This window comes from Mesorhizobium sp. M0052, from assembly GCF_040323255.1.
In the GTDB taxonomy this organism is placed as follows: Bacteria; Pseudomonadota; Alphaproteobacteria; order Rhizobiales; family Rhizobiaceae; genus Mesorhizobium.
On sequence record NZ_JAMYUS010000012.1, the window covers coordinates 26304 to 39697 of the forward strand.

Annotated in this window: 11 protein-coding genes; 7 read left to right on the forward strand and 4 right to left on the reverse strand. The window is 62.0% G+C overall.

The window, feature by feature from the left end; all coding sequences use genetic code 11:
• Positions 1-11 precede the first annotated feature (11 nt).
• The 4 genes from blaOXA to NKJ77_RS17480 all read left to right on the forward strand — a co-directional run bounded on the left by blaOXA (position 12) and on the right by NKJ77_RS17480 (position 5937).
• Positions 12-827 carry a class D beta-lactamase gene (gene blaOXA, locus NKJ77_RS17465; RefSeq protein ID WP_023830633.1) on the forward strand — a complete coding sequence of 272 codons (816 nt, stop codon included), beginning with the start codon at positions 12-14 and terminating at the stop codon, positions 825-827.
• Positions 828-955: 128 nt separating this feature from the next.
• On the forward strand, positions 956-2719 hold the full coding sequence (locus NKJ77_RS17470) for a tetratricopeptide repeat protein (RefSeq protein ID WP_352535523.1): 1764 nt from the start codon (positions 956-958) through the stop codon (positions 2717-2719).
• A 220-nt stretch (positions 2720-2939) separates the two neighbouring features.
• Entirely contained in the window at positions 2940-4913 is a 1974-nt protein-coding gene (thrS, locus tag NKJ77_RS17475; protein WP_023830635.1) for a threonine--tRNA ligase, read from the forward strand.
• Between the two features lie 85 nt (positions 4914-4998).
• Positions 4999-5937 carry a lysophospholipid acyltransferase family protein gene (locus tag NKJ77_RS17480; RefSeq protein WP_023830636.1) on the forward strand — a complete coding sequence of 313 codons (939 nt, stop codon included), beginning with the start codon at positions 4999-5001 and terminating at the stop codon, positions 5935-5937.
• Positions 5938-6021: 84 nt separating this feature from the next.
• On the opposite strand, the gene NKJ77_RS17485 is transcribed toward NKJ77_RS17480, so the two are convergent.
• Positions 6022-6912, reverse strand: coding sequence for an ankyrin repeat domain-containing protein (locus NKJ77_RS17485; RefSeq protein ID WP_352535524.1), 891 nt, complete (start codon positions 6910-6912; stop codon positions 6022-6024).
• A 157-nt stretch (positions 6913-7069) separates the two neighbouring features.
• Positions 7070-8032: an RgsD C-terminal domain-containing protein gene (locus tag NKJ77_RS17490; protein WP_023815388.1), complete on the reverse strand. Its 963-nt coding sequence runs from the start codon at positions 8030-8032 to the stop codon at positions 7070-7072.
• 164 nt (positions 8033-8196) lie between these two features.
• Here NKJ77_RS17490 and NKJ77_RS17495 point away from each other — a divergent pair, with 164 nt between their 5' ends.
• Entirely contained in the window at positions 8197-8781 is a 585-nt protein-coding gene (locus NKJ77_RS17495) for a nitroreductase family protein (protein ID WP_352535525.1), read from the forward strand.
• A gap of 111 nt (positions 8782-8892) precedes the next feature.
• Positions 8893-10794 carry a CASTOR/POLLUX-related putative ion channel gene (locus NKJ77_RS17500; RefSeq protein WP_352535526.1) on the forward strand — a complete coding sequence of 634 codons (1902 nt, stop codon included), beginning with the start codon at positions 8893-8895 and terminating at the stop codon, positions 10792-10794.
• On the opposite strand, the gene NKJ77_RS17505 is transcribed toward NKJ77_RS17500, so the two are convergent.
• Positions 10791-11666 (reverse strand): HpcH/HpaI aldolase/citrate lyase family protein, encoded by an 876-nt coding sequence (locus NKJ77_RS17505; protein ID WP_023753331.1) that lies wholly within the window; start codon positions 11664-11666, stop codon positions 10791-10793. The genes NKJ77_RS17500 and NKJ77_RS17505 overlap by 4 nt on opposite strands.
• Positions 11666-12178: a MaoC family dehydratase gene (locus tag NKJ77_RS17510; RefSeq protein WP_502902103.1), complete on the reverse strand. Its 513-nt coding sequence runs from the start codon at positions 12176-12178 to the stop codon at positions 11666-11668. Before NKJ77_RS17510 ends, NKJ77_RS17505 begins: the two co-directional genes overlap by 1 nt.
• 91 nt (positions 12179-12269) lie before the next feature.
• On the opposite strand from NKJ77_RS17510, the gene NKJ77_RS17515 reads away from it, so the two are divergent.
• Positions 12270-13391, forward strand: a complete 1122-nt coding sequence (locus NKJ77_RS17515) for a DUF2336 domain-containing protein (RefSeq protein WP_352535527.1) — start codon at positions 12270-12272, stop codon at positions 13389-13391.
• Positions 13392-13394 lie beyond the last annotated feature (3 nt).

Sequence of the window (13394 nt, forward strand, 5' to 3'; positions counted from 1 at the left end):
GGAGAGCCCACATGCGTCGGATCGAAACCCATCCCTTCATCATTGCCGCGGTCCTCTTCCTGCTGGCCTGGTTTCTGGGATTTCCGATGCGGGCGCAATCGGCGCCGCTTGGCGATGTCGCCTGTACGCTTATCCAGGACGCGGCGAGCGGCGAGACGCTCTGCCAGAATGGCGTCTGCGACCAACGCGTCAGCCCGGCATCGACCTTCAAGGTGCCGCTGGCACTGATCGGCTACGACAGCGGAATCCTGAGCGATGCGCATACGCCGACCTGGGACTACAAGCCTGAATTCAGGGCCGTGAGCCGCGACCACAAAGCCGTCGACCCGATGATCTGGGAGCGCGACTCGATCGTATGGTATTCGCGCGAGATCGTGCGCCGGCTCGGCGCAAAAAGCTTTGCCGGCTACGTCTCGAAATTCGGCTACGGCAACATGGATGTCTCGGGCGATGCCGACAAGGACAACGGGCTCACGCAATCCTGGATAAATTCCTCGCTTGAGATATCGCCGGTCGAACAGACAGCCTTCCTGCGCCAGCTGCTCGCCGGCAAGATGCCGGTTTCTGCCAAGGCGCATGAGATGACCCGAGCCATCCTGCCGACTTTCCAGGCCGGCGGCTGGACGGTGCGGGGCAAGACCGGCAGCACCAGGCTGGGAAACAGCAAGGACAAGCGCGCGCTGGGCTGGTTCGTCGGCTGGGCCGAAAAGGGCGGCCGCCGGATCGTCTTCGCCCGGCTGGTCGTCGACACCAAGCCGATCGACATGCCGAAAGGCCCGGCGACACGCGCGGCGTTCCTGAGGGAGTTGCCGCAACTGGTGAAGTGAGTTGCCGCGACAAGCGGCTGTGCCAATGACCGCTGCGGAAATGTATCAGTCGACGTTCCGGCTCGTGGACTCTGTCGGCCGTCGCCCTTACAATCCCGGTCCTGTTGCTCTTGAAAGCAATGCACCACATGACCGAAGGACGCGTCCAACGCCGTCTTGCCGCAATTCTGGCCGCTGACGTGGTGGGGTATACGCGCCTGATGGGCAGCGACGAGGCCGGCACACTTGCCGATCTGAAGGAGATACGGGCCCACCTTATCGACCCCAATATGGCCGAGCACCAAGGTCGCATCTTCAAAACGACTGGCGACGGCATCCTCGCCGAGTTTCCAAGTGTCGTGAACGCCGTGGCTTGTGCCGTTGCTATGCAGCGTGCCATGTCGGGTCGCAGCGCAAAACTGTCCGAGGACCGAAGAATACAATTCCGCGTTGGGATCAACCTCGGTGACGTAATCGTCGAGGATGACGATCTGTTGGGTGACGGCGTGAACGTGGCGACAAGGCTCGAAGGCATCGCTCCTGTTGGAGGTGTTATGGTTTCGGGCACGGTGCGAGATCACCTCGGAAACCGGCTTGAAGTGCAATTCGACGACATTGGTGAGCAGATACTTAAAAATATTGAACGCCCCGTGCGAGCTTATGCGGTGCGCCTCGACGGTCCCGAAGCGGCCCCCACTTCGCCGGCGTCGCTTGCTGATAAGCCATCCATCGCTTTGCTGCCGTTCGTCAATATGAGCGACGACCGTCAGCAGGACTACTTTGCGGATGGGATCACAGAGAACGTCATCACCGGATTGTCTCGGTTTCGCGATCTTTCCGTCATCGCCAGTAATTCGACGTTTGCTTACAAGGGCAAAGCCACGAAGATACAGGATGCCAGCCGAGAGCTGGGTGCCCGCTATATCTTGGAGGGCAGTGTACAGAGGTCGAAGGACCGGGTCCGGATTACCGCCCAGCTCATTGACGGCAAGACTGGGCGGCACCTTTGGGCAGAGCGCTACGACCGAGGCATCGAGGACATCTTTGCCGTGCAGGACGATGTCACTGAAAGAATAATCGGCAGTTTAGCCACAGCGTACGGAGGCCGACTATTAAAGGCGTGGCAAGAGCGCCCGGAAGTCGCGGGGACGCGGAATTTTGAGGCGCTGGACTATTTCGTGCGCGGCATGGAGTCTCTCAACCGCTACACAAAACAAGACAACTTGCGTGCTCGGGAACTCTTTGAGAAGGCGGGCGAACTCGATCCGAAGTTCGGAAAGGCGTTTGCGAAGCTCGCTTGGACGCACATGATCGACGCAAGCGACGGTTGGAGCGCGAATCCCGAGGCTTCACTGGCATGTGGCCTGAAATTCGCCAATTTGGCGATCAAACGGGACGACGCCGAGGCATGGGGGCACTATGCGCTCGCAGGGCACTGCCTATTTTGCGGACAATACGAACGCGCTATCGTTGAGTATCAACGCGCCCTTGAGCTTAATCCAAATGACGCCGACGTGCTGTTGGATTACGGTTCCTGCCTAAGCTATTGCGGGAGGGCACAGGAAGGCCTTGAGACGGCGCAAAAAGCCATGCGTCTCAACCCTCACTACCCCGAGTGGTACATCCTACAGATTGGCCAGATTTACTACGACGTTCGCAGATATCGTGAAGCGATCGCGGCGTTGGAAGGTCTACGAACCCTCGACACCGTATACCAACACTTATACCTGGCAGCGAGCTACGCGGCTTTAGGGAGCGAAGACGAAGCGCAGCAGGTCATCGAGCACATTTTGCAGCTGGAGCCGCGAGCCACAATCACGATGAGAACGACCTCGGACATGGCGCCATACAAGAACTCAGGTGACTTGGAACATCTTCGCGAGAACTTGCGCAAGGCAGGCCTGCGCGAGTGAGTGAAAGCTCGCGCTAGCCTTGAACGGCTGCAAAGTGGCGGTCCTTGGTCGTTCCGATCGGGAGGCCAATGGCAACGTTCCAACTGGAATTCAAACTGACACACTACCAGCGCTCTTTACCTCACACCGTGCTGCCTCTAAAACCCGCCCGCTGCCGGATGCTTCCGGCTTCACACCACGACCACCCGCGCTCGTTTGCGGGACTGGATAGGAGATACAAATGCTGAATTCCGTTTCCCTGACATTTCCCGATGGCTCCGTCCGCGACTATGACGCGGCGATGACCGGTGCGGGCCTCGCCGAATCGATCTCGAAGTCGCTGGCCAAGAAGGCTGTCGCCTATGCCATCGACGGCACCGTTCGCGATCTTTCCGACCCGCTTGGCAAGTCCGGCAAGGTCGAGATCATCACCCGCACCGATCCGCGCGCGCTGGAGCTCATCCGTCATGATGCAGCACACGTGCTGGCGGAGGCCGTGCAGGAACTGTGGCCGGGAACGCAAGTGACCATCGGGCCGGTGATCGAGAACGGATTCTATTACGACTTCGCCCGCAACGAGCCGTTCACGCCGGACGATTTCCCAGTGATCGAAAAGAAGATGCGCGAGATCATTGCGCGCAACAAGCCGTTCACCAAGGAAGTCTGGTCGCGCGACAAGGCGAAAAATGTCTTTGCCGAGAAGGGCGAGCGCTACAAGCTCGAGCTGATCGACACCATTCCCGAAGACCAGGATCTCAAGATCTATTCCCAGGGTGACTGGTTCGACCTCTGCCGCGGCCCGCACATGGCCTCGACCGGCCAGATCGGCAACGCCTTCAAGCTGATGAAGGTGGCCGGCGCCTATTGGCGCGGCGATTCGAACAACCCGATGCTGACCCGCATCTACGGCACGGCCTGGGCCGAGCAGGCTGAACTCGATGCCTACCAGACGATGCTGGAAGAGGCCGAGAAGCGCGACCACCGCAAACTCGGCCGCGAGATGGACCTGTTCCATTTCCAGGAAGAGGGGCCGGGCGTCGTCTTCTGGCACGCCAAGGGCTGGAAGATGTTCCAGAATCTGGTCAACTACATGCGCCGCCGCCTCGACGAGCAAGGCTACCAGGAGGTCAACGCACCGCAGGTTCTCGACAAGAGCCTGTGGGAGACGTCGGGCCACTGGGGCTGGTATCGCGATGCCATGTTCAAGGTGACGGTGGCCGGCGACGACACCGACGACGACCGCGTGTTCGCGCTGAAGCCGATGAATTGTCCGGGCCACGTGCAGATCTTCAAGCATGGGTTGAAATCCTATCGAGATCTGCCCGTAAAGCTTGCGGAATTCGGCAATGTGCATCGTTACGAACCGTCCGGCGCCTTGCACGGGCTGATGCGCGTGCGCGGCTTCACGCAGGACGATGCGCATATCTTCTGCACCGAGGAGCAACTGGCCGCGGAGTGCCTGCGCATCAACGATCTGATCCTGTCGACCTACGCCGATTTCGGCTTCGACGATGTCAGCGTGAAGCTGTCGACGCGGCCGGATAAGCGCGTCGGCACCGACGAGGCCTGGGATCATGCCGAGGCGATCATGGGCAACGTGCTGGATACAATCAGGACGCGCTCGGGAAACCGCATCAAGACCTCGATCAATCCGGGCGAGGGCGCTTTCTACGGGCCGAAATTCGAATATGTGCTGAAGGACGCCATCGGCCGCGAATGGCAGTGCGGCACCACGCAGGTCGACTTCAATCTGCCGGAACGCTTTGGCGCCTTCTACATCGGTTCGGATTCGGAAAAGAAGCAGCCGGTGATGGTGCATCGCGCCATCTGCGGTTCGATGGAACGCTTTCTCGGCATCCTGATCGAGCATTATTCCGGCCATTTCCCGCTGTGGTTCGCGCCGCTGCAGGTGGTTGTGGCGACGATCACCTCGGATGCTGACGACTATGCGCGAAAGGTTGTCGCACAGTTGAAGGCGGCAGGACTTTTGGCCGAACCGGATCTGCGCAACGAGAAGATCAACTACAAGGTGCGTGAGCATTCGCTGGCCAAGGTTCCTGTGATCCTCGTCTGCGGCAAGCGCGAGGCGGAAGAGGAGACCGTCAACATGCGCCGGCTCGGCTCGCGCGATCAGGAATCGCTCAAGCTGGCCGACGCGCTGAAGCTGCTTTCCGACGAGGCTGTTTCAGCCGACCGAAGGCGCAGCGCGGCCTGAGCAAACAATGTTTCGTAGAAATGGCGGTGGAGCGATCCACCGCCATTTTCACATGCCTGTCACGCCAACCTTGTAACGAGCCCCCATGCTCAAGCTGAAGATACGGGAAAGACCGTTTCCCGAACTCTCCTACGCCAATGCGAGCCAGCCGGCGCTGACGCGCTGGTTCATCCATTCCATTGAAGGTCTGTCGGGGCGCGACCGGTATGCCGCGCTCTATGATTTCTGGCGCCGCCAGGTGGCGCCGACCGGCGAGCGGGTGTTCAGCCGCATGCTGCAGCTGATCGACGTCAAGGTGCGCAGCACCGATCAGTGGCCGCCGGCGGGGCTGCCCGACACGCCGCTGGTGATCGTCGCCAACCACCCGTTCGGCATTGGCGACGGCATTGCCGTGCTGTCGCTCGTCGAGCAGCTCGGGCGTCCGTTCCGCGTCATGATCCACAAGGATCTGCTGAAGGTCCGCGAGATGGAACCGTACTCGCTGCCGATCGACTTTTCCGAGACCAAGGACGCGGTGAAGAACAACATGGCGGTGCGCCACGAGGCAGTGCGGCTGTTGAAAGAGGGCGTCACCATCGTCGTATTTCCGGCCGGCGGCGTCGCCACCGCGCCGAAAGGCTTTGGCCGGGCGCGCGACCTGCCGTGGAAGATGTTTCCGGCGCGCCTCGTGCAGGACGCCAAGGCGTCGGTGGTGCCGATGCATTTTTCCGGTCAGAACGGCCGGCTGTTCCATCTGGTCAGCGGTCCGATGAACATGGCCGAGCGCGAAGGAAGGCTGGCGAAATTCGTCGGCAAGGCGTCGCTGACGTTGCGCCTTTCAATGCTCATCCGCGAATTTGCGCGGCTGTCCGGCAAGACGATCGACGTGCGCGTCGGCAACGTACTGCGCTGGGATGAGCTGGAGCCGCTGCGCGACCGCAAGACCTTGCTTGATCGCCTTCATCGCAGCGTCTTCGATCTGGCGCCCGACGCACCGCGCAGCCGCGTCCACTTCCTGCCGCGCCGTATGCGCAAGGCAGCCTGAGAGACGCTAACTAGGGCGTGTACTCATAAACGACGTTCAGTCGGTCAACTTTTCGACAACCTCGGCCCTTTTGCTCAATAGCTCCTAGGGCAGTGGGAGCGGTTTGTCGCTGAGTGTACGCAAGTAGGCGATCAGGTTGACCCGTTCGGTCTCGTCCGGGACGCCAGGCACCTCCATGTAAACACCCGGCGTGGTGAGCATGGGCTCAAGCAGATATTTGTTCAGGTCCTCGTACGTCCATACACCCTCTAAGGCCAGCAAGGTGTCGGAGTAACGCATATTTGCCATGGATGCCTTGTCGCGGCCGACGACGCCCCATAAGTTCGGTCCCGTTTTGATCCCTCCCTGTGGCTCGGCATTGTGGCAACCGTGGCACACGTGTGTGAAGTAGGTTCGGCCTTTCTCGACATCGGCAGCAGCCAACTTCATCGAGATCGGAGCTGGCGTTGGCAACACGACGCCGTGCGACATGAGATAGTCAGCAACTTCGCGTTGCCCCTTGAATTTTGCCAGATGGAGCGGTGTCTTGCCGTCCATTGTCTTCGCATTCACGTCCGCGCCGGCCCCAACCAGTGCTTTCACGCAATCGAGGCAACCGAGATTGACCGCGATGTGGATAGCGTTTTCGCGGCTGCGCTTCGAATTTGGATTTGCGCCCCCGTCCAGCAACAGATTGATCAAATCGGTCCTGCGTTTTGCCAAAGCCAGAATAAGGGCAGGACCCAAACGCGGGTCCGGGACGGCGTTGACGTCGGCACCGCGTTCAATGAGCAGTTTTGCCGCTGCAAAATGACCGCCTTTGACCGCAAGATAGAGTGGTGTCGTGCGCCCGTCGCTCTCATCGACGCCGGCACCAGCGTCGAGCGCTGCCGTGATCGCCGCGACATCGCCCTTCATGGCGGCGTCGTGAATGCCGGCGGCATGCGATACAATCGGTGCAAGCAGTAGTGGAATGAAAAGCAAGGACATGCGCATTTTGGCATCTCCCAAGGCAAACTGCGGTACGGGTCATGCTTTCAAGGCCGCAAAAACATACCACGAATGCCGGATCGTGGCCACTCCAACCGGTGCCTAGAAACGAATCGCAAGGTCGATCCGTCCGGCTGTGGCTTCGGGCTTATGAGTCCACAACCTAGTCGGCGCCTTCCTCCGGATCGATCGCAGAGGCATCAGTGGCCAGCACCTCGATCTCCTGGTTCTGCCCAGCGACCACGGTGAAATCCTTCTGGTAGATGCGGTCGCGGTTCTTGGCGATGATGGTGTATTGGCCTTCGGCCAGCACCATCGAGGCGAAGGCGCCGACGGCCTCCTTGATCGGATCGCCGGATTCGTTGAGCAGCGACCAGGATGTATCGGCGATGGCCTCGCCGCCGGTCTCGCGCACCAGCTTCATGGTCTCCTCCGCCGCGCGATGCTCGACGGTGGCTTCGGTCAGCTTGCCGGCTTCGACACGGATGTCGGAGCGAATAACGGCATTGACCGCGCCATAGGTGGAGACGACATGATAAACGCCGGCGTTGAGCCGCACGACGCTGTTCGGCTCGACATCGGGAATGATCAAAGCGCGGTCGCCATTGGCCTCGGCGGTGCCCTCATAAATGGAGAAGCGCAGTTTTTTCGGCGGAATACGCACGCCGCCCGACAGCACCGCGTCGAGCTTGAGGCCGCCGGCATCGAGCACCAGGCTTTCGCGCCTGGCGTCCTTGCCGACGGTGATGCGCTTGGTGGCGCCGGCGCGTCCGTATGAGGCGTGGACCAGATAGCTGCCGGGTTCGAGCTGGAACACGGCGCTGCCGCCATGCGCGGAAGCCACCATCGGCAGCTTGCCGTCGCCGGCGGCCTCGGGCTTGAAGACGCGCCAGACGATGCCGCGCGTGATGTCGGCGCCCTTGTCGGTCAACTGCGCCGACAGCGTTATGGCACCGCCGCCACCGAGTGCCAGCGGCGTCTCGCCCTTGGGCGGTGCATAGCTCGAAATATCGGGGAGTTTCAGATTGCCGATGCCGTCGGCATTCTGCGCCATGGCCATCGAGGCCGGCGCAAACAGCGCTACGGCGAGCCAAATCAGGAAAAGGCGCGATGTCCCCTCAAACATGCCTTGCGTTGAAGCCCAAGGCGGTGGCAATTTCAAGGCTTAAGAGTCCGACCGCCTTGGCAACAGGTTCTTTCGTCCGGCGCGCCCGCGCCAATGCCCGAGCCGCCCCGATCCGCAATGGCGCGCTTCAGCTCAAAATCGAGTGCTTTAGGAGACCTGGCCCCATGGCGCCGCCGATCATCGACTTCCTGCTGACCCGAAACTCCGCACCGATTCCTGAATTGAAGGAACCGGCGCCCAGCGATGGCGATATCGCGACCATGATCGCGGCTGCAAGCCGGGTGCCCGATCACGGCCGGCTGGAGCCGTGGCGCTTCATCCTTTATCGCGGCGAGGCGCGCGTCGAGATCGGCAGGAAGCTGGCGGCGCTCGCCGAAGAGCGCGAAGGACCGCTGCCGGAAAACCGCCGCAACCAGGAACTGGCTCGGTTTTCGCGTGCGCCGCTGGTGATCGGCGTGGTCTCGAGCCCGAAGGACAATCCAAAAATCCCGCAATGGGAAATGTTCCTGTCCGGCGGCATGGCGGCGATGAACCTGATGATCGCAGCCAATGCGCTGGGCTACGGCACCAACATGATCAGCAACTGGTATTCCGACGTGGCGGAGGGCAGGGCGCTGCTGGGAGTGGCGCCACAGGAACGTGTTGTCGGCTTCGTCCACATCGGCTGCTATCAGGGACCGGCGCCGGAACGGCCGCGGCCCGATCCGGCAAAGCTCTATGCCGATTATGCTGGGCCGTGGAACGGCTGACACCCGAAAGCGATTCCCCTTTATTTAAACACAGGCTAAGACAGCGGCTTCGGCGATGCGTTGGGGGTTGGCGCATCGACCATGGGGATTTTTTTGGGGGTCGCCGGCGACATGAAGAAACGAGACTCGCTGCGAACCCGGCTGCGCTATGGGTTTGACAAGAGCATGGCGGCCGGGCCGATCGCGCTGATCGGCTGGCTCGCCGTCGCTTCGCTGCTGATCATCATCGCCGCCGCGGCTTTTCTTGCGGTGACCCGCATCGCGCCGGAGGGCGGCGAACCACTGAACTTCTTCGAAGCATTCTGGGAATCGCTGATGCGCACGCTCGATTCCGGCACGATGGGCGGCGACACCGGCTGGGCCTTTCGTCTCGTCATGCTCTTTGTCACGCTCGCCGGCATCTTCGTCGTGTCGGCCCTCATCGGCGTGCTCAGCGCCGGCGTCGACAGCAAGCTCGATGAATTGCGCAAGGGCCGTTCGCGGGTGCTGGAGAGCGACCACACCATCATCCTCAACTGGTCGCCGTCGATCTTCGACGTCATCTCCGAACTCGTCATTGCCAATGCCAGCCGCCGCCATCCGCGCATTGTCGTCATGGCCAATATGGACAAGGTGGCGATGGAGGACGAGATCGCCGCCAAAGTCGGCAGACTGGGCAATACACGCATCATCTGCCGCAGCGGCGACCCGACCGACCTCTACGATCTGGCCATCGTCAACCCGCAGACCTCGCGCTCGATCATCGTGCTGTCGCCGGACGGCGACGACCCGGATTCGCAGGTGATCAAGACGGTGCTGGCGCTGGCCAACGACCCGAACCGGCGCACGGCGCCCTATAACATCGCCGCCGAGATCCGCGACGGAAAGAACGCCGAGGTCGCCCGCGTCGTCGGCGGGGCCGAGGTACAGCTTGTCCTGGCCGACCAGCTGATCTCGCGCATCGTCGTGCATTCGAGCCGGCAGTCGGGTCTCAGCGGCGTCTATTCGGAGCTGCTCGATTTCGACGGCTGCGAAATCTACACGACCGAGCAGCCTGATCTCACCGGCAAGACCTTCGGCGAGGCAGTGATGGCGTATGAGCATTGCACGCTGATCGGGCTCTGCGACCAGCAGGGGCGCGTCAATCTCAACCCGCCGTCGGAGCTGGTAATCGGCAAGGACACGCGCGCCATCATCATTGCCGAGGACGATGCCGCCATCAAGCTGGGAAGCGCCGGAGCCAAGATCCATGCCGCGGCGATTCTTCGCCATCAGCCCATCGAGGCGAAGCCGGAGCGCACGCTGATCCTTGGCTGGAACCGGCGCGGTCCGATCATAACCTATGAACTGTCGCGCTATGTCGCGCCTGGTTCGATCCTGACCATCGCCGCCGATACGGCAGGCCTCGAACAGGAAGTTACCGGGCTGCCGGTCGTCGGCGACAATCTGTCGGTTTCCTGCCGGATCACCGACACGTCGAGCAGCACAGCACTGGCAAGCCTGGACGTGCCTTCCTACGACCACGTGCTCGTCCTCGGCTACAGCGAGACCATGGCAGCGCAGCCCGCCGATACGCGCACGCTGGTGACGCTGCTGCATTTGCGCAAAATCGCAGACGATGCCGGCACGCATATCTCGATTGTTAGCGAAATGATCGACGTGCGCAACCGCGAGTTGGCGGCGGTGACCAAGGCCGATGACTTCGTCGTCAGCAACCGGCTGGTCAGCCTGATGCTGGCGCAGGCATCGGAGAACCAGCATCTCGCCGCGATCTTCGATGACCTGCTCGACGAGGAGGGCTCCGAAATCTACATGCGTCCGGTCGGCCACTATGTCGCCATCGATCAGCCGGTGACGTTCTGGACGATCGCGGAATCGGCGCGGCTGCGCGGCGAGATCGCCATCGGACATAGGCGCGTTCGCGCTGCGCAGAGTGATGAGCGGGCTCTGGGCGGCGTCACCGTCAACCCGTTGAAGTCGCAAGCGCTGGCCTACCTGCCTGAGGACCGGGTCATCGTGCTGGCGCGGGACTAAACCCCGACTGCCTTGGCGCGAGCCAGAAGCCGTTCGGCGAGCCTGAGATGCGGCCGGTCATACATCTTGCCGTCAATGCCGACCACGCCGGGATTTCCGGCCGCCTCGAAGGCCGCGACGATGGCCTGCGAGCGTTGCACTGCCTCCGCCGATGGCGTGAAGGCGGCGTTGATGACCGGCACTTGCGCCGGATGGATCGCCATCTTGCCGGTAAAGCCGTCACGCTCGGCCTCCGTGCATTCGGCTTCGAAGGCGGCCATGTCGCGAAAGGCGGGGAAAACCGTGTCGATCGCCGCGACTTCAGCTGCGCCGGCGGCAAGGATGGTCATGGTGCGGGCAAGGCGGAAGACATCGGTGTAGCGGCCGTTATCGTCGCGCGCAGCCTGCGCGCCGATCGCCGCCGACAGATCTTCGGCACCCCAGGTGAGGCCGGCAAGCCTGGCGCTTGCCCCGGCATAGGTCGCGGCGGCCAGCAACCCAGCAGCGGTCTCGGTAATGATCGGCAGGATCTTGATCGCGCCATCCGGCAATCCGTTTTCGGCCTCATGTACGCGGAGCTTTACGGATAGCTGCTGGACATCCTGGCCGCTGTTCGACTTCGGCAGCATGATGCCGTCGGGTTTGACCGGAACCAGGGCGGCCAGATCGTCGTCGGTCAATCCGGTCGAGAGATCGTTGACGCGGATATAGATGGCGGAGCTTGTCTGCTGCCGGTTGCCGCCGATAAAGCGTGCCGCGATGTCGCGTGCCGACGCCTTGTTTTGTGGCGCCACGGAATCCTCAAGGTCGACGATGACCACGTCGGCGCCGGCGCCAAAGCCTTTGTCCAGCTTCTTTTCGGAATCGCCGGGCACAAACAGCAGCGAGCGCATCAGGCCGCCTTTTTCATCATCATCGCCTGGCGCGTGCATTTGGCGACGAGCACATCGTTCTGATTGTAGGCGCGATGCTCGAACTCGACGATGCCGCGGTCCGGCTTGGATTTCGATTCCCTGACCGAGATCACAGTCGTTTCGACACGGATGGTGTCGCCATGGAAGACCGGGTGCGGAAACACCGTCTCCTTCATGCCGAGATTGGCAATTGTGGTGCCGACGGTGATGTCATTGACGGAAATGCCGATCATCAGGCCGAGCGTGAACAGCGAATTGACCAGCGGTCTGCCCCATTCGCTCTTGGCGGCGAAGTCGAAGTCGATGTGCAGCGGCTGCGGGTTCAGCGTCATCACCGAGAACAGCATGTTATCGCTTTCGGTGACGGTCTTGCGCAGCGTGTGCCGAAAGACATGTCCGACGACGAACTCTTCGAGATAAAGCCCGGGCATCGTTTTTCTCCTCCGCTGCCTGACGGTTGATAGGCGCTGCCCATGCCACCCGCAAGCCAGTTAATAAACATGGTGAACCGTTCGTAAACCATTTCTGCCTAGGGTCATTCCTGGGGCCGGAAGCTTTCCGGCAAGGGGCGTAGCAGGCAGTATGGTTGTCTCGCATTTTCTCAAATGGATCTACACCGCGAGAGTTTCGGAGCGCGCCGCGGCGGCGAGCGCGCTGGCCCGCGCCTACGTCAATTCCGACCTGCCTTTCGAAGACCGTTGCGCGGCCGAAGCGGCGCTGACGCTGCTGCTCGACGACGCCTCGTCGAAGGTGCGGCTGGCTATGGCCGAAGCGCTGTCGATGAGCCATCACGCGCCGCTGCAGATCATCAGCGCGCTTGCCTCCGATCAGCCGGAAGTGGCAGCCCTGGTGCTGGCGCGCTCCCCGCTGCTGACAGACGCCGACCTGATCGACCGCGTCGCGGCCGGGCACAAGGCGACGCAAAAACTGATCGCCGACCGGCCGGTCGTTTCGATGGCGGTTGCCGCGGCGATCGCCGAGATCGGCGAACCGGAAGCGTGTGCGGCGCTGCTCGCCAATGACGGCGCCGACATAGCCTCGCTCTCCTTCCGCCGCATCGCCGAGCGGCATGGCCATATCGCTCATTTGCGCGAGGCAATGGTCACGGATGTGCGGCTGCCGGCCGACTGCCGGCACATGCTACTGGTCAAGCTCGGCGAAACGCTGAAGGCTTCGCCGCTGGTGATGGCGCTGATGGGGGCGGCCAGAGCCGAGCGCGTCACGCGCGATGCTTGCGTCAAGGCTTCGGTGCGGCTGGTCGAAGGCACGCGCGCGGAGGAACATGCGGCACTTATCGAACATCTGCGCCTGCGCGGCGACCTGACCGCAAGTTTCGTCATCCGTGCCATTGCCCACGGCAAGGTCGACTTTTTCGGCTCGGCCCTGGTTGCGCTCAGCCAGCAGTCGGAGCAGCGGGTGCGGGCCTTGCTCGCCGGCGGCCAGGACGTTGCGTTGCAGGCGCTGTTCCGCAGCGCCGGCCTTGCCGCTTCCACCCATGGCATCATCCTGCGCGCGCTCAAAATCTGGCGCGAAGTCGCCAACGGCAAGCGCCTCGCCGGCGTGCAGGAAGTCAGCTGGCTGATGCTGAAGGAACTCGGAGGTCAATCCACTGAGGGCGATCTCGCCGGCCTGGTCAAGTCGATCCATCTCGACGCGCTGCGGGAAAACGCGCGCGGGCATGCGCTGGCGATAGCCGCGGCCTGACGC